Below are 19,962 nucleotides of genomic sequence, written 5' to 3'. Positions count from 1 at the left end.
AAGAAATTTATTTATCGCGCAGAAAAATTAAAAAAATTATGAATGAACATAATTTAATATCAAAATATACTAAATTATCATTCAAAAATCATAATAACAAAGTTAACGATAGTCAAATAACTAATCTTGTTAATAGAAAATTTAAGAATAGGATTAAAAATGAAGTTATTGTTAGTGATTTAACTTATGTACAAGTTAATGGTAGGTGAAACTATATTTGCCTATTAATAGACCTATTTAACCGCGAAATTATCGGACATAGTGTTGGAGTTAAAAAAGATCCATCATTAGTACATCAAGCATTTATGCAATCAAATCGCTGTTTAAAAGATATTCAAATATTTCATAGTGATCGCGGTAATGAATTTAACAATAAAATTATTGATAAACGAGGCTTTTATGTAATCTGTGTATCTTTGTTTTACAAAGTACTAGTTTAGATTAATTCTATCTTCAAATTTTATCATAAAATGAGCAATTGCTGTATTTCAATTTTGAATGGGCATTGTTCATTTTATTGTTATATTTTCAATTGCTAAATAAAATATTTTAAAAACTGCCATATCATTAGGAAAAACTTTTTTATTTCTGATAACTTTTCGTAATTGACTATTTACAGATTCAATAGCATTTGTTGTATAAATCACTCTTTTGATTTCTGTAGGATAACTAATAAAAACCATTAAATTATCTCAATTTTTATATCAAGATTTAGCAATTTGAGGATATTGTTTATTTCACTTATTTTCAAAGGATTCTAAAGCCTGCATTGCTTGTTCTTCACTACATGCAGTATAAATTGGTTTTAAATCTGCAACTAGAAATTTTCTATGCTTATATGAGACATATTTCAAACTATTTCTAATTTGATGAACTATGCATAATTGATGTTCTGTTTTAAGATAAACTGATTGTATTGCTTCTGACATGCCTGTTAAATTATCACTGCAGGCAATAAGAATATCATTTAAGCCACGATTTTTCATTTCTGTTAAATTTGCTAATCAAAATTTAGCACCTTCATTTTCACTAATTCATAAACCTAAAACATCTTTTTTACCTTCTAAATCAACTCCTAAAGCTATATAAACTGATTTATTAATAATCCTTTTATCTTGTCGTACTTTCACTACTATGCAATCAAAATAAACAATCGGATAGACACTTTCTAATGGTCGATTTTGCCATGCTTTTACATCATCAATAACATCATCAGTAATTTGACTAATAACACTTTCACTAATATCAGCACCATGATATAACTCTTGTAATTGCATTCTAATATCTGATAATGTCATACCTTTTGCATATAAAGAAAGAACTTGTTGATCAAAACCATCAAATCTTCTTTGTCTTTTTGCAACTATTATAGGATTAAAATTACTATTGCGATCTCGTGGTACATCAATCTCAATTTTACCTTGTTGAGTTATTATTTTTTTTGAACTTATACCATTACGAGCATTGTCACTATTACTATGTTGATTCTTTTCATATCCCAAATAATTTTGCATCTCAGAATTCAACATTTTTTCTACTAATCTTTTTGTTAATTCTTTATACAATCCTCCCTCTTTAAAAACTGTTGTTAAATCTTCAGTATTTTCTAATAATAAATCTACTGCTTTTGATATTGGATCATTATTATTAATATTTTGCTTTTTAGCCATCTGTAACTCACTCTTTCTAGTCATTTAATTATATTTACTAGAATTAATTAAACATAAGACATATTCCGTAATTAAATTTTTTAAAAGTCAATTAATAATTTTAAAATTTATTTTATAATTTTGTTATTAACAATAAATTTAGAAAAGTGTTGATAAAAATGATTTTTGAAAATTTAAAAAAATTAAAAAATGAAGAATTTTATAGATATTTTGGTATAAAACGTTTTCATTTTAATGAAATGTTAGAAAAATTAATTGAAATAGAAAAATTAGAAAAAAATAAAGGTCGAAAAAATAAACTTTCAGTAGAAGAAAGATTAATGATGACTTTATTATACTGAAAAGAATATTATACTTTTTTTCAAATGAGTATTAAATCTAAAATGAGCCCATCAAGTTGTTTTCGAAATATTACTTGAGTAGAAAATAAACTTAGTAACCACAAAGATTACCAATTTTTAAAAGAAAGATATAAATTAAAAATTGATAAAAAACAAGAAAATTCAAATGAATTTCAATTTTATTTAATTGATTCAACTGAGATTGAAATTGAAAGACCAACTAAAAAAAACTACAGTTAGAATATTTTTCTGGTAAAAGTTGAATGTATTCTATAAAATTTCAAATTGTATATGATTTTTTTAATAAAAAAATTGTTGATATTTTTGCTGATAATGGTAAAGTGCATGATTTTCAAATATTAAAAAATTCAAATCTTGAATTTTCAGAAAAAACAATAATTATTGGTGATTTAGGATATCAAGGTATACAAAATATTTATAAAAATACAATAATACCAATTAAAAGAACTAAAAATAAAAAATTAACTAAACAAGAAAGAAAATACAATAAGATTGTATCTAAAATTAGAATTAAAGTTGAACATGTCTTTGCTTGATTGAAAAGATTCAAAATTTTAGTAAATAAATGTAGAAAATCTAAATTTAGACTTATGTACTTAAGATTTAACTTACTTTGTGAAATTTTTAATAAAATAAAACCATTAAAATAAAAAAAATATTAAAAATATTTTTTTAAAATTTAAATTTTTATCGAGTTAATATAAAAATATTATTAACAATTTTTTGTTTAAAATGTAAACTCATTTTTTAAACTATTTTTTCAAAAAATATTTATTTCTATATTCAATAACACTAAATAGTTTTAAAACAATTTTATTGACAATTAATTAAATTTAATTACGGAATATGTCCATAGTTATTTTTGTAAGTTACACAGATTACTAAACATTACCGCAATAAATTCTATTTTTATTTATAGACTTCTTGCAAAACCTATCTATTAAAAATTTAATTTTTAAAATAAAATTAAAAATAAAAAAGATAGGTAATCTATGATGTTTGATAAATTAAAAACTATTAACAATCCAGAATTATTAAGATTAACTGGTATAAATGATATTATTTTTAATAAAATTCTAGAAATTTTAAAGACAGAAGAAGTAAAAAAGTTTAAAAATGGTGGTACACCTAATAAATTATCATTAGAAAATCGTTTATTAATGACTTTAGAATATTGAAGAGAGTATCGAACTTATTTTCATATTGCTAAAAGTTATGGAATTAGTGAAAGTAGTTGCTATAGGAATATCAAGTGAATAGAAAATACTTTAATAAAACATCCTGATTTTCAACAACTTGATGGGCAAAAATCACTGTTAAATAATAATTTTAAAGATAAAACAGTTATCATTGATGTGACTGAAAGTACTATTCAACGCCCAAAAAAAGTCAAAAACAATATTATTCAGGAAAAAAGAAAAAACATACAATAAAAACTCAAGTCATAATTGAAAAAGATAGTAAAAAAATTATAAGTTCTTATTTTTCTTATGGTAAAAATCATGATTTTAAAATTTTAAAAAATTCAAAAACGAAATTTTTATCAGAAACAACTATTTTAGTAGATTTAGGATATCAAGGTATACAAAACATACATAAAAATGTCTTATTACCTAAACGAAAATCAAAGAAAAACCCTTTAACTAAAGAAGAAAAGAAAAATAATAAGGCTATTTCAAAAATGAGAGTTGTTATTGAACATGTTTTTGCGATTCTTAAAAAATTTAAAATTATTAGTGAAAAATATCGAAATAGAAGAAAAAAATTTGCATTAAGATTTAATTTAATAGCTTCAATTTATAATTTACAATTATTAATTTAAATATATTTGATAATTTAATATTTTATTTTTTTATTTGAAATAATAATTTTTGTTGTATTTTAATGACAAAAAATAAAACATATTTTGAACAATAATTTTTAAAAAATATTAAAAGTGTTATTAAAATAAATTTTTAAAATTAAAAAATGTGATTAATATCATAGTTTTGCAAGAAGTCTATTAATAATTTAAAATATTCTTACTTATAATATCAACTATCTGTTTAGCAACTTCCACTTTTGAACCAATCAAATTATAATTATTATTTTTAAAATAAAAATTAATTTCTGTTTCATTTTTACCCATAACACTAATATTATTAATACAAATACCATCACAATTTTTAATTTTCATTTTTTCGATACCAAGATTTTTATCATTAAATTCTTGAGCAGCAAAACCAATTAAAACTTGTTGTGTTTTCTGCTTACCTAAAAATGCCAATACATCAATATTAGCAATCAGTGATAAAGATAAATTTTCATTTTTATTTTTAATTATTTTATTAGGAATATATTTACTTACTTTATAATCATTTAAACCAGCACCACATATTACAATATCAGCATTATCAAAGTTTTCTTTCATTGCTAAGAACATTTTTTCATTAGTATTTGCTTCAATAATAGTTAGGTTTTTTTGTGATTTAATTTCAAAATCACAATCACCTGCAACTAATACTACTTTAGCCTTAGTTTTAAGAAAAGCATCTACTAATGCTTTACCCATTTTTCCTGAAGAATTATTAGTAATATAACGAATTGGATCAATATAAGTTCTAGTACGACCAATATTAATTAAAATTTTTTTATTAGATAAATCAATACTTTTTTTAAAAAAATCTTTAATTATTGTTAATGCATTATTTGGACTTTTAACCCGTCCATCACCAATCATCTTACAGGCTAACATTCCTGAATCTGGAGGAATAATAGTAATATTTTCAAAATTAGATAATTCTAATAAATTTTTTTGAAAACTTTGATTGTGATACATATTATGATTCATTGCTGGAAATAATATCTTTTCTGCTTTGGAAGCTAAAAATACTGATAATGCTAAACTATCAGCAATTGCTAAATTTGCTTTACTAATAAAACTCATAGTAGCAGGATAAACAACAATTAAATTTGTTTTAATTGCTAAATTAGTGTGAGTAATTAAATCTCCTTTAACATACGATTCTTGTTCAAACATTTCAGAATAATAAGAAAATGTTTTATCTTCTAGAAAATGTAAAGAACTTTTAGTACAAATAATATCAACTAAAAATTCTTTTTTTAATTGTTTTAATAAAATTAAGGCTTTGTTTGCTGCAATACTACCAGTAATTATTAAAGTAATATGTTTCATTATTTTCTCCTATCATATCATTAAACATAAAATAAACAAACAAAACCTATCTTTAAAATATGATAGCATTGAAAATAGGTTTTTATTATTAAAAATTTATTTTTACTTTTTATCAAGTATAACTGAAACTCGTGTTTTATTTTTTTTAAAAATAGTATACTTAACAATTCCTGATTTTAAAGCAAATAAGGTATCATCACCACCACGCCCTACATTTTCACCAGGGTGAATTTTAGTTCCACGTTGACGATAAATAATTGTTCCCTCTTTTAAACTTTGTCCATCACCAATTTTAGCACCTAAACGTTTAGAATGTGAATCACGACCATTACGAGTTGAACCTACTCCTTTTTTTGAAGCAAATAATTGTAAATTTAATTTATAAAACATAATTACACCTCCTTTATGTTAATATATTTTGGATATTGTTCTTTAATAGTTTTTAATAGTCAAAGCATTGTTTTTAAAATGATTTGACTATTATTAGTGAAACTAGCAACTTTAAGTTTAACTAATCCAGCAGTATTATTAATTACTTGAACTTGATCATTATCAAGTTCATGAAGTGCATTTAATGTACCAATAACAATGGCTGAAATCCCTGCACAAACAATATCATTTCCAATTTTTGAAAAATTAGCATGACCAGTAATTATAACTTCTACAATGTTACTATTTTGGTAATTATAAGTAACTTTAACCATAATTTGATATTACCTTAAATTATTTTTTATTATTTTCATCATCATCTTTAACAGTCATATTTTTATGATCAAAAATAGTTTTTAAATTACCTTCACTAACAACAGTTTTAGTGTTATCTGGTTCTGTAATATTATCCTTAACAACTGATTTAGTTTTAACAACTTTTTCTTTTGTAAGTTCTTTTTTTACTTTACTAACTACTGATTTTGGCTCTTTAATAATAGGAGTTACTACTTTAGAAATTACTTCTTTTTTTACTTCATCTTTAATTACTGATTTTGATTGTTCTGCCTTCTTATCAACAAGACTTTTACCAGCAAGTAAAATATCAGTAATTAATACCTTTGTATATGGCTGACGGTGTCCATACATTGTTTTTGAATTTTTCTTAGGTTTATATTTAAACACTCGAATCTTTTTTGATTTATCTTGTTTAATAATCTCACCATGAACTTCAGCACCTTTTAGGAAAGGTTTACCGAATTGTTGATCAATCATCAATATTTTGTCAAAAATAATCTTATCTTTAGCTTTGCCAACAAGTTTTTCAACAAAAATTTCTTGACCATAGGAAACATTAATTTGTTTTCCTCCTGTTTGAATAACTACAAACATTTTTCTTATTACCTCCAGTTTAGACTCGCCTTATAGGTGGAATAAATCACTTGTTAACCTAAAGTAGAGCGGTTGAAACTGCATAAACAGTCTTAAATATTATAAAGTATTTTTTATTAAAAGCAATACAAAATTTAGTAATTATAGACATAATTTAAATATAAAAATTACTAAAAAAAGAAAAATAAAAAAATATATCTTTAATACTTAATATTTAATATAACTATAATTATATCTACACTAAATTATGTAATTAATATTTTTTTATAATTATTATTAAAATTATGATATTATTTTTCTAAACTTAATATAAGTTTTTAACTCATTACTTGTTAAAAAGTAAATGAGTTTTTTATTTTTAGAAAGGAAGATTAAAAGAAATGGCTAAAGATAAAAATATCGTTAATGAAACAATTGATTATTTACCATTGATTGGTGCTGGATTAGGAGCAATTGATGGTCTTTCATGAACAAATCCACTACCTGTTACCGACATTGCAATTGGTGCTGTAGCCGGAGGAATAACAGGTTATCAAATTAAAAAATCCATAAAACATAAAGATAAAAATAAAACCAAAGTTGGAACATCATTAATTTGTGGTGCTGGTGCTGGTGTATTAAATGCAATATTAAATCCAGAAGCATCATTAATGAATACATTAGAAGCAACTGCTGGTGGTATTATAATTGCTAAAGGTGGCAAATATATTGTTGATAAAGGTAGTAATTATGTAAAATCTAGACCAGAATATCAAATATTGAAACAAGGATATAAAATCAAGAAAAAAGTAAATAAGATTCAAGATTTTTCTTCAATAAAAAAAGAAGCAAATTCACTAAATTCACAAAAAAAATCTTCAACAAATCAATATAAATTAAAACTAATGTAAACTAATCAATAGTAAATTAAAACATTAAAAAATTATTTAGGAATGAAAATATAATTGATATTCAATTTAACTCATTTCTTTTTAAGTATTGAAATTAAAACAGAAAGGAAATATAATAACACTTTGGAGTGGTGAAAAATGAAAAGAAAATTAAGTTACAAAAAAATGCTAGCAACAGTTGGTGCATTAACTGTTGTATTACCAATGTCTTTAAGTATTGCATCATGTGCAATAAAAGAAAAACAAAAAAAATAATGATCAAAAAATAGTAAATTGAATTAATCAAACTAATTATTCACTTGATAATATTATAATTAATAGTACTATAGATGAATTAAAAACAAACATTAGTTCAGAATTTATTAAAAATTCATTAGATGAAATTAATCAAAAAAATTTTAATAATGATTTATTTTCATTAAATAAAATTATAAATGAAAAAAATGAAGAAATTAATAATAATGATTTTAAAAAAATAGGACTTATTAATGCAAAAATTAATTATAATTATGGAAAAATTAAAAATCAATTTGTTGATTTAAAAATCAGTGTAAAATATTCAGATAAACAAATTGTTGATGCTATTAGTGAAACAAAATATACAAAAAAAGTTAATTTTCAAAGTTCAGTAATGGAATTAAATGATTCAATTAATGCTGAATTTATTAAAAATTCATTAATTTCTGAAATTAAAAATTCTTTTAAAAATAATTTATTTTCATTAAACAAAATTACTAATAATAAAGAAATTGATTTAAAAGATGAAGACTTCACAGTTAGTGGTTCTATTGATGCAAAAATTAATTATAATTATGATTCATTTAAAAATTTAACTACTAATCTAACAATTATCATAGGTGAAGGTCAAATTTCTAATAAATATGAATTAAATGATGGAAAAATAAATAAATTTCTTCAAATCTGAGATAGTATAATATTTGCTGCAACAGAGAACGGAAATATTTGAGAGATTGATTTTACTAATAATACAAAAATCAATAAATATCAATTAAATGAAGAACGTATAAATAGTTTAATTAAAGCATCAAATGGTAAAGTATATGCTGGTACAATAACAAATACAGTTTGAGAAATTAATTTAGAAACTGAAACTGCAGAAAAGAAATTCACTGGATTTGGTGATAAGTATGATTCTAAAACTTTAATTGAAGGTTCAAAAGATAAGTTATATGTTGGTACTGGTATTGGTAATGTTTATGAATTAGATATTAATACTGGTAATACTAAAAAATATCGTTTTGACGATTGAGGTGATGTAAATACCCTAGTTAAAATTACAGAAAATAAAATAGACTTCTTGCAAAACTATGATATTAATCACATTTTTTAAGTTTAAAAATTTATTTTAATAACACTTTTAATATTTTTTAAAAATTATTGTTCAAAATATGTTTTATTTTTTGTCATTAAAATACAACAAAAATTATTATTTCAAATAAAAAAATAAAATATTAAATTATCAAATATATTTAAATTAATAATTGTAAATTATAAATTGAAGCTATTAAATTAAATCTTAATGCAAATTTTTTTCTTCTATTTCGATATTTTTCACTAATAATTTTAAATTTTTTAAGAATCGCAAAAACATGTTCAATAACAACTCTCATTTTTGAAATAGCCTTATTATTTTTCTTTTCTTCTTTAGTTAAAGGGTTTTTCTTTGATTTTCGTTTAGGTAATAAGACATTTTTATGTATGTTTTGTATACCTTGATATCCTAAATCTACTAAAATAGTTGTTTCTGATAAAAATTTCGTTTTTGAATTTTTTAAAATTTTAAAATCATGATTTTTACCATAAGAAAAATAAGAACTTATAATTTTTTTACTATCTTTTTCAATTATGACTTGAGTTTTTATTGTATGTTTTTTCTTTTTTCCTGAATAATATTGTTTTTGACTTTTTTTGGGCGTTGAATAGTACTTTCAGTCACATCAATGATAACTGTTTTATCTTTAAAATTATTATTTAACAGTGATTTTTGCCCATCAAGTTGTTGAAAATCAGGATGTTTTATTAAAGTATTTTCTATTCACTTGATATTCCTATAGCAACTACTTTCACTAATTCCATAACTTTTAGCAATATGAAAATAAGTTCGATACTCTCTTCAATATTCTAAAGTCATTAATAAACGATTTTCTAATGATAATTTATTAGGTGTACCACCATTTTTAAACTTTTTTACTTCTTCTGTCTTTAAAATTTTTAGAATTTTATTAAAAATAATATCATTTATACCAGTTAATCTTAATAATTCTGGATTGTTAATAGTTTTTAATTTATCAAACATCATAGATTACCTATCTTTTTTATTTTTAATTTTATTTTAAAAATTAAATTTTTAATAGATAGGTTTTGCAAGAAGTCTATTGAATAATTTTTATACAGTAAATAAAAAACATATATTTAAAAAGGTGCGTAACATATATTACGCGCCTTTTTTTCGTTTTATTTTTTTAGATTTATATCACTTATTATAACTTAATATATGATTTTTTTTGTTTTTTTCTTAATACTAATAATAAAATAATACTCGTTAAAAAAATACCAATAACAGCACCAGCGATTGAAATAATAAAACGTATTAAAATTTGTTGAGGAGTTAAAAAGTATCCTGACAAATAAAATAATGATAAAACAAAAGCAAATGGAATACTATATGTAAATTGATCTAATTGATGTAATTTTAACTTATATGTAATAAAGGTTATAATAAAAGTAAATATGATTAAACTTAAACTAGAAAGTACCATTATTCAAAAAGGTAATTTAAAAGTAAAAGTAAAATCAGTACTAGTAGTAAAAAAAGAATAATCCCTGGAATTAATACTTGTATTATTAAATAGCCAACACTTATCAAAAACTTAGTTCTTAGAAATGTATTTTCACTATTATTTTCAAAATTAACTTCTTGGTTTTTATTTTCCATACTTATCCTCTTCTATAATATAATTCTTTACAATTTTAACATGCTTTTATCAATAATTAAATACGATTTATATTTATTAAATAACACTTATTTTAATACAAAAATTTAAAATAAAAGTAAAAATAGTTTTCCACAATTTAATGAAATTAAAAATTATTTATCCTATAAATTAATTGATTTTTTTGATTTAGTTTTTGTTTTATTTTGTAAATATGTATTAAAATTTATTGCGTGTTTTTGTGCTTCTTCTAAATCTTGTTTTTGTACTTTTTTCTTTTCATCAAATTTTTTTGCTGCTACTTTTCCTTTTATAATAACTACATGACTACCTTTAACAACTGCATAAGTAACACCACCAGCAACAGCAGCTCCTGCAACAATAATGCCTGCAGGTGGAGATATAAAAAAAGTTGTAACCAAAACACCAGCAGCACCAATAATAGTACCTCTAACAGCACCTTCAGGAATCCCTTCATAAGCCTCCTTAACAAGTCCTTTAGTAGACGCACAAATAATTTTTAACGTTTTTGCTGTTGTTGAATGCTTTGTTTTAAATTTTTTTCAGTATTTGTATTTTTTCTTAGTCATTTCTGGATGATAATTACTATCAACTAATATAAAATTAGTTTCATCTTTTTGTCTTTCATCTAAATCTGCAATTGCCTTTTCTAGTTCTAATCAAGTCATTATTAACTTCTCCTTTTTTAAAAAAAATAAAAAAAACTCATTTACTTTTGAATAAGTAATGAGTTTAAAACTTAATATAAGTTTTAAAAAAATAATATCATATTTTCTATATTTAGTATAGAAAATTTAATTATTCTTATCAATATTACATAAATTTTTATACTATCTATATGATTAAAATTTAGGGGACCGTGTCGAAGATGTCGGTAACTAATCATTTTCAAAAATAAAAACTTTCTTTTTTTTACCCTTGAATTAAAAATAAATGACAAAAGACGAGAATAAAAATCTTGTCTTTTTTTGTAATTGTAAAATTTTAAAATTTTTAATAAACCTCTTTAACGCTATTATCAACACGTGTTAGGAAACTAAAAAAGTGAACTACAACACAGTTGTTAAAAATAGTAGCTAGCATGTGGACTTGCATGGATAAATAAAAAGTGGAGTGATACCTAATAAAATATACTAACCAGTATTGGTAATTCTTGGGGTGGGAGCGAATTGGAAACTAGTATATATAGACCCGGAGTGGGGACGAACTATTATTATTCTTAATTTAACCAACCTTGCCACTGACAAGTGAGCAAGTGTTGGTTTTATTTTTTATTTTTTTTGAAAAATTTTTTGGGCGAGAAAATAAATTTCAAACTTGTAAAAAAAATTGAGCGGTGCCGGTTCAATTAAAATATTAATTTGCTAAACGCAAATTTAATAAATATTGAATCGAATGCCTCAATGTTTTTTAAAATTTCACAATAGACTTCTTGCAAAACTATGATATTAATCACATTTTTTAAGTTTAAAAATTTATTTTAATAACACTTTTAATATTTTTTAAAAATTATTGTTCAAAATATGTTTTATTTTTTGTCATTAAAATACAACAAAAATTATTATTTCAAATAAAAAAATAAAATAGACTTCTTGCAAAACTATGATATTAATCACATTTTTTAAGTTTAAAAATTTATTTTAATAACACTTTTAATATTTTTTAAAAATTATTGTTCAAAATATGTTTTATTTTTTGTCATTAAAATACAACAAAAATTATTATTTCAAATAAAAAAATAAAATATTAAATTATCAAATATATTTAAATTAATAATTGTAAATTATAAATTGAAGCTATTAAATTAAATCTTAATGCAAATTTTTTTCTTCTATTTCGATATTTTTCACTAATAATTTTAAATTTTTTAAGAATCGCAAAAACATGTTCAATAACAACTCTCATTTTTGAAATAGCCTTATTATTTTTCTTTTCTTCTTTAGTTAAAAGGTTTTTCTTTGATTTTCGTTTAGGTAATAAGACATTTTTATGTATGTTTTGTATACCTTGATATCCTAAATCTACTAAAATAGTTGTTTCTGATAAAAATTTCGTTTTTGAATTTTTTAAAATTTTAAAATCATGATTTTTACCATAAGAAAAATAAGAACTTATAATTTTTTTACTATCTTTTTCAATTATGACTTGAGTTTTTATTGTATGTTTTTTCTTTTTTCCTGAATAATATTGTTTTTGACTTTTTTTGGGCGTTGAATAGTACTTTCAGTCACATCAATGATAACTGTTTTATCTTTAAAATTATTATTTAACAGTTATTTTTGCCCATCAAGTTGTTGAAAATCAGGATGTTTTATTAAAGTATTTTCTATTCACTTGATATTCCTATAGCAACTACTTTCACTAATTCCATAACTTTTAGCAATATGAAAATAAGTTCGATACTCTCTTCAATATTCTAAAGTCATTAATAAACGATTTTCTAATGATAATTTATTAGGTGTACCACCATTTTTAAACTTTTTTACTTCTTCTGTCTTTAAAATTTCTAGAATTTTATTAAAAATAATATCATTTATACCAGTTAATCTTAATAATTCTGGATTGTTAATAGTTTTTAATTTATCAAACATCATAGATTACCTATCTTTTTTATTTTTAATTTTATTTTAAAAATTAAATTTTTAATAGATAGGTTTTGCAAGAAGTCTAATGCAATATCACTTAATTATTGGTATTGACCCTGCTGGTATTGGTAATAATGGAATTGTTATATATTCAAATGAAACTAATAATATTGTTTTTAATGAAACATTCAATACATTAACTGTTTTATGAACTAAAAATATTTATAAAGAAAAATTTCAATTAATTAAAGAAAAATTTATTGATAAAAAAATATTAGTTATTGTAGAAAATTTCTTTTTAAGTTCAAAACAATTATTAACTAATCCATTAGCAACCCCTAAAATTATTGGTGCATTAATGGTATTAGTTCAAGATGTTATGAATTGAGATTATCAAGAAAGTGAACCAAAAAATAAAACTAAAATAGAAAATTATAAAGGAAATATAAAATTAACAAAACATGAACAAGATGCTTATAAACATATTCAATATTATTTAAAAAATCATAAAAAAATATTAATTTTTGATAATTATTTAAGGAAATTATAAAAATGAAAGATAAAACAAATTATGTCAAATTAACAGTAAAACTTAGTAACACTATTGAAGCAAAATATTACGAAAAAGGTAATAAAGAATTATATTATAGTGTTCGTGGTCAATGAAATGGATTAAACTATGTTATGGAATTGCAACACTTTTTAGGACTATTTTTTGGTAAACATTTGTTGTTGATATTTAACTGGAGTTAAGTAGTTTAAAGTGCTGTGAATTCTTATATTGTTATATCAATTGATGTAATCAAATAATTCTAATTTTAATTGGATTAATGATAAAAATTTTACATCATTAATAAATTCGGTTTTAAAAGTTTTAAAAGTTGCTTCAGCAACAGCATTATCATAAGGACAACCTTTTTTACTTAAAGAACGGTTAATGTTGAATGCTAGTAAAAGTTTATCACGTAATGTTTAGTAATCTGTGTAACTTACAAAAATAACTATGTTTAATTAATTCTAGTAAATATAATTAAATGACTAGAAAGATTGAGTTACAGATGGCTAAAAAGCAAAATATTAATAATAATGATCCAATATCAAAAGCAGTAGATTTATTATTAGGACATATTCCGTAATTAAATTTAATTAATTGTCAATAAAATTGTTTTAAAACTATTTAGTGTTATTGAATATAGAAATAAATATTTTTTGAAAAAATAGTTTAAAAAATGAGTTTACATTTTAAACAAAAAATTGTTAATAATATTTTTATATTAACTCGATAAAAATTTAAATTTTAAAAAAATATTTTTAATATTTTTTTTATTTTAATGGTTTTATTTTATTAAAAATTTCACAAAGTAAGTTAAATCTTAAGTACATAAGTCTAAATTTAGATTTTCTACATTTATTTACTAAAATTTTGAATCTTTTCAATCAAGCAAAGACATGTTCAACTTTAATTCTAATTTTAGATACAATCTTATTGTATTTTCTTTCTTGTTTAGTTAATTTTTTATTTTTAGTTCTTTTAATTGGTATTATTGTATTTTTATAAATATTTTGTATACCTTGATATCCTAAATCACCAATAATTATTGTTTTTTCTGAAAATTCAAGATTTGAATTTTTTAATATTTGAAAATCATGCACTTTACCATTATCAGCAAAAATATCAACAATTTTTTTATTAAAAAAATCATATACAATTTGAAATTTTATAGAATACATTCAACTTTTACCAGAAAAATATTCTAACTGTAGTTTTTTTTAGTTGGTCTTTCAATTTCAATCTCAGTTGAATCAATTAAATAAAATTCAAATGAATTTCAATTTTATTGTTTTTTATCAATTTTTAATTTATATCTTTCTTTTAAAAATTGGTAATCTTTGTGGTTACTAAGTTTATTTTCTACTCAAGTAATATTTCGAAAACAACTTGATGGGCTCATTTTAGATTTAATACTCATTTGAAAAAAAGTATAATATTCTTTTCAGTATAATAAAGTCATCATTAATCTTTCTTCTACTGAAAGTTTATTTTTTCGACCTTTATTTTTTTCTAATTTTTCTATTTCAATTAATTTTTCTAACATTTCATTAAAATGAAAACGTTTTATACCAAAATATCTATAAAATTCTTCATTTTTTAATTTTTTTAAATTTTCAAAAATCATTTTTATCAACACTTTTCTAAATTTATTGTTAATAACAAAATTATAAAATAAATTTTAAAATTATTAATTGACTTTTAAAAAATTTAATTACGGAATATGTCTAAAATATGTTTTATTTTTTGTCATTAAAATACAACAAAAATTATTATTTCAAATAAAAAAATAAAATATTAAATTATCAAATATATTTAAATTAATAATTGTAAATTATAAATTGAAGCTATTAAATTAAATCTTAATGCAAATTTTTTTTTTCTATTTCGATATTTTTCACTAATAATTTTAAATTTTTTAAGAATCGCAAAAACATGTTCAATAACAACTCTCATTTTTGAAATAGCCTTATTATTTTTCTTTTCTTCTTTAGTTAAAGGGTTTTTCTTTGATTTTCGTTTAGGTAATAAGACATTTTTATGTATGTTTTGTATACCTTGATATCCTAAATCTACTAAAATAGTTGTTTCTGATAAAAATTTCGTTTTTGAATTTTTTAAAATTTTAAAATCATGATTTTTACCATAAGAAAAATAAGAACTTATAATTTTTTTACTATCTTTTTCAATTATGACTTGAGTTTTTATTGTATGTTTTTTCTTTTTTCCTGAATAATATTGTTTTTGACTTTTTTTGGGCGTTGAATAGTACTTTCAGTCACATCAATAATAAATGTTTTATCTTTAAAATTATTATTTAACAGTGATTTTTGCCCATCAAGTTGTTGAAAATCAGGATGTTTTATTAAAGTATTTTCTATTCACTTGATATTCCTATAGCAACTACTTTCACTAATTCCATAACTTTTAGCAATATGAAAATAAGTTCGATACTCTCTTCAATATTCTAAAGTCATTAATAAACGATTTTCTAATGATAATTTATTAGGTGTACCACCATTTTTAAACTTTTTTACTTCTTCTGTCTTTAAAATTTCTACAATTTTATTAAAAATAATATCATTTATACCAGTTAATCTTAATAATTCTGGATTGTTAATAGTTTTTAATTTATCAAACATCATAGATTACCTATCTTTTTTATTTTTAATTTTATTTTAAAAATTAAATTTTTAATAGATAGGTTTTGCAAGAAGTCTAATATTTATTGTTAATATTTGATTTTTATTTTATTTAATTTATCATCAAAAAGAGCAGACAAATAGATTCACTAATATTTATAGTCAAATTAATTTAACAATATACATAACTATTACTGCCCTTATTTTTTGAGTGTGGATATTTATTGATAGTGTTTCAAAGTTAGATTTAGAACTTAATTGATTTTGAAAATTGAATAATTTATCTTTATTTTGTTCCTTTTTAGATCATTTAGTATCACCAATATTGATGATTATTTTTTTAATTTTAACGTTTAGAAAAAACAAATTTAATATCAATATTAAAAAACAATTTATATTAGTGGTTATTTATCCAATTATTTATCTAACTTATATTTATATTAGAGCCGGTATTTTACAAGCAAATGATGTTAAAAATTTTATTTATCCTTATAACATCCTCAACTTTAATTATTCAATTATTGGAATTCCATTATGAATTAATAGTATCTTAGTTATAATGTTAATTATTAGTACTATTATTAGTACTACATTATTTTATTTGTGAATTAATAAATTTTATTATAAAACAATTAAAGAACAAATAATAATGCAAATAAAGTAATATTTCTGCTAAATCTTAACAATAAATATTAAGCTGATTCATGGTAAAATATAAATATATATTTTAATATTTTAAAATAGGTGAGGTAAGATGGCATTCTTAAAAAGAATCGAAGCATATGGTTTTAAGTCATTTGCAGAGCCTTTAACAATAGAATTTGATACTAATATTGTAGGTATTGTTGGCCCTAATGGTTCTGGGAAGTCTAATATTAATGATGCTATTCGTTGAGTTTTAGGTGAACAATCAGTTAAATCATTACGTGGTGAAAATAGTGAAGATATAATTTTTAATGGTGCTAAAGGAAAACAACCATTAAATAGTGCTCAAGTTACTTTAGTTTTTGATAATACTAATAAAATATTTAAAGTTGATTTTAATGAAGTACAAATTACTAGAAAAACTTTTCGTAATAGTTCAGAAAATGAATATTACATTAATAAAGCTCGTGTTCGTTTAAAAGATGTACAAGAAATTATTATGGGTACAGGTTTAGCTAAAGGTTCACTTGCAATTATTAGTCAAGGTAATGTTTCACGATTTGCTGATTCTAAGCCAGAAGAAAGAAGAACTTTATTTGAAGAGGCTGCTGGTGTTTCAAAATACAAAAAGAGGAAAGAAGAGTCATTACGTAAATTAGAGCGTACTAATGAAAATTTAGTTCGAGTTAATGATATTATTAGTGAAATAAGTAGAAAAATTGAACCATTAGCAAAACAAGCACAGAAAGCTAAAACTTATGTTGAATTACGTGATAATTTAAAAAAATATGAAATTACTATTATTGTTAAAGATTTGGAGACATATCATAATCAATTAAAACTTACAACAGTTAGTATAAATGATAATGAAATTTTACAACAACAACTTAATTTAAATATTAGTAAGAATGAACAACAATTAAAATTTTTAAAAAATAAAAGTTATGATTTAGATAAAAACATTAATAGTTTAGAAATGAATTTATCTAATGTTAATAGTTTATTGCAAGTTTTAGAACAACAAAAATCGTTAATGAAAACAAAACAAAGTGAAATAAAAGATCAAACAGAAGTTGAAAAATTAAAAAATGAAATTGAAACTTTGCTTACTATTATTGAACAAAAAACTTTTTTACAAAAAAAAGAACAAGAAAATTTTGATAAAATTAATAATTTATTTGAAGAACTAAATGTTCAACATCAAGATTTAATTTTAGGACAAAATAATATTCATCGTGGTTTAGGTGAAAAAAAAGCACAATTAGAATCGGTAATTAATTATCAACAACGACAAAATCAAAAATATTTGGGTGTTCAAACAATTTTAAATAATAAAGATAAACTATATGGCATCATTGGAGTAGTGAGTGATTTAATTTCGGTGCCCGATCTTTATAGTGAAGCGATTGTTAAAGTATTGGGCAATACTTTAAAAAACATTGTTACGGCGACTAACAAAGATGCAACCAAGGCTGTTGAATTTTTAAAACAAAATAAAGCGGGAATTGCCACTTTTTTACCTTTAAATTCAATTCAAGTTCGAACAGCGACTAAAGAAGATGAAATTATTGTTAATAATAAATCAGGTTATTTAAGTTTTGCTCATCATTTAGTTACAGCAGTTGATAATAGAATTCAGCCGATTATTAATTTTCTTTTAGGTCGTACTATTATTTGTGAAGACTTAGAAAGCGCAAGAGTTATTTCACAATTAATTGCTGCTAAATACCAATGTGTAACTTTAGATGGTCAATTAATTAAAGCTGGTGGTGCTATTGTTGGAGGTTATCAACATCAAAATAGTATTAATGTTTTTAAAGAAAAGTTAATAGTTTCTGAATTAAAAGAAGAAATTAAATCATTAGAACAACAATTAGTTAATATAAATGTCCAAAGAACAAGTATTGAAAGCGAATTAAATAATTATCAAGGTCAAAAGTTGACAATTACTTTAACAATAAATAAACTGATTAGTGAAATTAGTGATATCACTAATCAATCACAATTATTAACTACTCAATATCAAACATTAACTGGTAAAAAATTAGATATTGATACTACAAACCAATTAAATGATATTTTTATTCAATATGAAAATTCTAAATATGATCAAGCAACAATAAAAAGTCAACTACAATTAATTCGTAAACAGAAACATCAATTATTAGAACAAATGCAAAGTTTAGAAAATGAATTATATAGTTTAAATCAAGAACATTTTATGACTAGTGATAAATTAAATAATCAAAAGCTTGAACAAGTAAAAATGGAGTCAAAAGTAGAACAACATTTAAGACGTTTAGTTGAAACTTATAATTTAACTTATGAATATGCTAGAGAACATTATAGTGAACCATTAGCAGACGAACAACAAGCACGTAATTTGGTACAACAATTACGTAGTGAAATTGAAGATTTAGGATTTGTAAATATTAATGCTATTGAAGAATTTGAAAATGAAAATGAACGTTATTTACGTTTAAAAACTAAACATGATGAATTACAATTAGCATCACAATCTTTGTTAACAGCCATTGATGAAATGGATAATGTTATGGTAACGCAATTTGATGAAACAATGAAAGCTATTAATATGGTATTGCCCGAAACATTTCAAACTTTATTTGGTGGAGGAACTTGTAGTTTACGATATACATCACCTGATGATATTTTAAATACAGGTGTGGAAGTGCTTGCTAATCCTCCTGGTAAAAGAATTAGTAATTTAAACTTATTATCAGGTGGTGAAAAATCATTAGTTGCATTAGCAGTATTATTTGCTATTTTAAAAGTCAAGCCGTTGCCATTGACAATATTAGATGAGGTTGAAGCACCATTGGATCCAGCAAATTTAGAGCGTTTTGCTAGATATGTTCGTAGTTTTTCACAATATACACAATTTATTATTGTTACTCATCGTCCAGGCACAATGGAAAATTGTGATGTATTATATGGTACAACTATGCAAAATCAAGGAATTACGAAAATGGTAGCCATTAAATTAGCAGATGCTAAAAAAATTATTGAAAGCGATAAATCAGTGAAAAATGTTAATTATGTCGTTTAAATTTTATGTTATATTAAAAATAAATTTATTAAAAACAGACCTATTTCACAGGTCTGTTTTTAATAAATTTAAGTATTATTA

At 22.0% G+C, this 19,962-nt stretch carries 20 protein-coding genes, 3 pseudogenes and 1 other annotated feature; of the genes and pseudogenes, 9 read left to right on the top strand and 14 right to left on the bottom strand.

Annotation, left to right across the window (positions count from 1 at the left end; genetic code table 4):
* The first annotated feature begins 38 nt into the window (after positions 1-38).
* Entirely contained in the window at positions 39-440 is a 402-nt protein-coding gene (locus AACL24_RS06480) for a DDE-type integrase/transposase/recombinase (protein ID WP_339049221.1), read from the top strand.
* Here AACL24_RS06480 and AACL24_RS06475 read toward each other — a convergent pair.
* Positions 432-1,670: an IS256 family transposase gene (locus tag AACL24_RS06475; protein ID WP_339049403.1), complete on the bottom strand. Its 1,239-nt coding sequence runs from the start codon at positions 1,668-1,670 to the stop codon at positions 432-434. The two genes, AACL24_RS06480 and AACL24_RS06475, sit on opposite strands and share 9 nt — an antisense overlap.
* Positions 1,671-1,828: 158 nt before the next feature.
* Here AACL24_RS06475 and AACL24_RS06470 point away from each other — a divergent pair, with 158 nt between their 5' ends.
* The 3 genes from AACL24_RS06470 to AACL24_RS06460 all read left to right on the top strand — a co-directional run bounded on the left by AACL24_RS06470 (position 1,829) and on the right by AACL24_RS06460 (position 3,854).
* Positions 1,829-2,251: a transposase family protein gene (locus tag AACL24_RS06470; protein ID WP_339045912.1), complete on the top strand. Its 423-nt coding sequence runs from the start codon at positions 1,829-1,831 to the stop codon at positions 2,249-2,251.
* Positions 2,252-2,274: 23 nt separating this feature from the next.
* Positions 2,275-2,682: a transposase family protein gene (locus tag AACL24_RS06465; protein WP_339045908.1), complete on the top strand. Its 408-nt coding sequence runs from the start codon at positions 2,275-2,277 to the stop codon at positions 2,680-2,682.
* A gap of 342 nt (positions 2,683-3,024) precedes the next feature.
* Positions 3,025-3,854, top strand: a protein-coding gene (locus tag AACL24_RS06460; protein ID WP_339045885.1) for an IS5 family transposase whose coding sequence is annotated in 2 segments (ribosomal slippage) — positions 3,025-3,421 and positions 3,421-3,854 — 831 coding nt in all. Because the reading frame shifts where the segments join, the coding sequence is not laid out codon by codon here.
* A 180-nt stretch (positions 3,855-4,034) separates the two neighbouring features.
* Here AACL24_RS06460 and coaBC read toward each other — a convergent pair.
* The 4 genes and pseudogenes from coaBC to rplU form a co-directional block, all read right to left on the bottom strand.
* Positions 4,035-5,207, bottom strand: coding sequence for a bifunctional phosphopantothenoylcysteine decarboxylase/phosphopantothenate--cysteine ligase CoaBC (coaBC, locus tag AACL24_RS06455; protein WP_339049220.1), 1,173 nt, complete (start codon positions 5,205-5,207; stop codon positions 4,035-4,037).
* Positions 5,208-5,309: 102 nt separating this feature from the next.
* The gene (rpmA, locus tag AACL24_RS06450; RefSeq protein ID WP_174481212.1) at positions 5,310-5,597 is read right to left on the bottom strand and encodes a 50S ribosomal protein L27; all 288 of its coding nucleotides are present in this window, start codon (positions 5,595-5,597) and stop codon (positions 5,310-5,312) included.
* 2 nt (positions 5,598-5,599) lie between these two features.
* Entirely contained in the window at positions 5,600-5,911 is a 312-nt protein-coding gene (locus AACL24_RS06445) for a ribosomal-processing cysteine protease Prp (protein WP_339049219.1), read from the bottom strand.
* A 325-nt stretch (positions 5,912-6,236) separates the two neighbouring features.
* Positions 6,237-6,527 (bottom strand): annotated as a pseudogene (gene rplU, locus AACL24_RS15540) (50S ribosomal protein L21); the annotation flags it as partial.
* Between the two features lie 11 nt (positions 6,528-6,538).
* Positions 6,539-6,611 (bottom strand) — a sequence feature (ribosomal protein L21 leader region).
* 296 nt (positions 6,612-6,907) lie between these two features.
* On the opposite strand from rplU, the gene AACL24_RS06435 reads away from it, so the two are divergent.
* Both AACL24_RS06435 and AACL24_RS06430 read left to right on the top strand, forming a co-directional pair.
* Positions 6,908-7,417: a hypothetical protein gene (locus tag AACL24_RS06435; protein ID WP_339049217.1), complete on the top strand. Its 510-nt coding sequence runs from the start codon at positions 6,908-6,910 to the stop codon at positions 7,415-7,417.
* Positions 7,418-8,048: 631 nt separating this feature from the next.
* On the top strand, positions 8,049-8,768 hold the full coding sequence (locus tag AACL24_RS06430) for a hypothetical protein (protein WP_339049216.1): 720 nt from the start codon (positions 8,049-8,051) through the stop codon (positions 8,766-8,768).
* Positions 8,769-8,907: 139 nt separating this feature from the next.
* Here the strand turns inward: AACL24_RS06430 and AACL24_RS06425 are convergent.
* The 5 genes and pseudogenes from AACL24_RS06425 to AACL24_RS06415 all read right to left on the bottom strand — a co-directional run bounded on the left by AACL24_RS06425 (position 8,908) and on the right by AACL24_RS06415 (position 12,986).
* Positions 8,908-9,737 (bottom strand): IS5 family transposase gene (locus AACL24_RS06425; protein WP_339046819.1). Its coding sequence is split into 2 segments (ribosomal slippage): positions 8,908-9,341 and positions 9,341-9,737, totalling 831 coding nucleotides; the frame shifts between segments, so codons are not numbered across the junction.
* Positions 9,738-9,918: 181 nt separating this feature from the next.
* Positions 9,919-10,197 (bottom strand): DxFTY motif-containing membrane protein, encoded by a 279-nt coding sequence (locus tag AACL24_RS15535; RefSeq protein WP_422398069.1) that lies wholly within the window; start codon positions 10,195-10,197, stop codon positions 9,919-9,921.
* Positions 10,197-10,373 (bottom strand): hypothetical protein, encoded by a 177-nt coding sequence (locus AACL24_RS15530; protein WP_422398068.1) that lies wholly within the window; start codon positions 10,371-10,373, stop codon positions 10,197-10,199. Before AACL24_RS15530 ends, AACL24_RS15535 begins: the two co-directional genes overlap by 1 nt.
* Positions 10,374-10,535: 162 nt before the next feature.
* A complete protein-coding gene (locus AACL24_RS06420; RefSeq protein ID WP_339049215.1) occupies positions 10,536-11,060 on the bottom strand; it encodes a hypothetical protein in 525 nt (174 codons plus the stop codon).
* A 1,096-nt stretch (positions 11,061-12,156) separates the two neighbouring features.
* Positions 12,157-12,986, bottom strand: a pseudogene (locus AACL24_RS06415) (IS5 family transposase).
* Between the two features lie 76 nt (positions 12,987-13,062).
* Between AACL24_RS06415 and AACL24_RS06410 the strand changes: the two are divergent.
* Together AACL24_RS06410 and AACL24_RS06405 are read left to right on the top strand one after the other, a co-directional pair.
* Positions 13,063-13,527, top strand: coding sequence for a hypothetical protein (locus AACL24_RS06410; RefSeq protein WP_339046528.1), 465 nt, complete (start codon positions 13,063-13,065; stop codon positions 13,525-13,527).
* Between the two features lie 2 nt (positions 13,528-13,529).
* A complete protein-coding gene (locus AACL24_RS06405; RefSeq protein ID WP_339046530.1) occupies positions 13,530-13,730 on the top strand; it encodes a hypothetical protein in 201 nt (66 codons plus the stop codon).
* Here AACL24_RS06405 and AACL24_RS06400 read toward each other — a convergent pair.
* From AACL24_RS06400 to AACL24_RS06385, 4 genes and pseudogenes are all read right to left on the bottom strand, one after another.
* Positions 13,686-13,940 (bottom strand): annotated as a pseudogene (locus AACL24_RS06400) (IS3 family transposase); the annotation flags it as partial. The gene AACL24_RS06405 and the pseudogene AACL24_RS06400 sit on opposite strands and share 45 nt — an antisense overlap.
* Positions 13,941-14,300: 360 nt before the next feature.
* The gene (locus AACL24_RS06395; RefSeq protein WP_339045908.1) at positions 14,301-14,708 is read right to left on the bottom strand and encodes a transposase family protein; all 408 of its coding nucleotides are present in this window, start codon (positions 14,706-14,708) and stop codon (positions 14,301-14,303) included.
* 104 nt (positions 14,709-14,812) lie between these two features.
* Positions 14,813-15,154 (bottom strand): transposase family protein, encoded by a 342-nt coding sequence (locus AACL24_RS06390; protein WP_339049214.1) that lies wholly within the window; start codon positions 15,152-15,154, stop codon positions 14,813-14,815.
* Between the two features lie 188 nt (positions 15,155-15,342).
* A protein-coding gene (locus tag AACL24_RS06385; RefSeq protein ID WP_339049213.1) for an IS5 family transposase occupies positions 15,343-16,172 on the bottom strand; the annotation gives its coding sequence in 2 pieces (ribosomal slippage) (positions 15,343-15,776 and positions 15,776-16,172; 831 coding nt in all).
* Between the two features lie 751 nt (positions 16,173-16,923).
* Here AACL24_RS06385 and AACL24_RS06380 point away from each other — a divergent pair.
* On the top strand, positions 16,924-19,881 hold the full coding sequence (locus AACL24_RS06380) for an AAA family ATPase (protein ID WP_339046422.1): 2,958 nt from the start codon (positions 16,924-16,926) through the stop codon (positions 19,879-19,881).
* The last annotated feature ends 81 nt before the right edge of the window (positions 19,882-19,962 follow it).

This window comes from Spiroplasma endosymbiont of Colias croceus (assembly GCF_964020095.1).
Classification (GTDB): Bacteria; Bacillota_I; Bacilli_A; order Mycoplasmatales; family VBWQ01; genus Spiroplasma_E.
The sequence above is the reverse complement of the archived record's forward strand: the minus strand, read 5'-3'. Positions and strand labels throughout refer to the sequence as shown.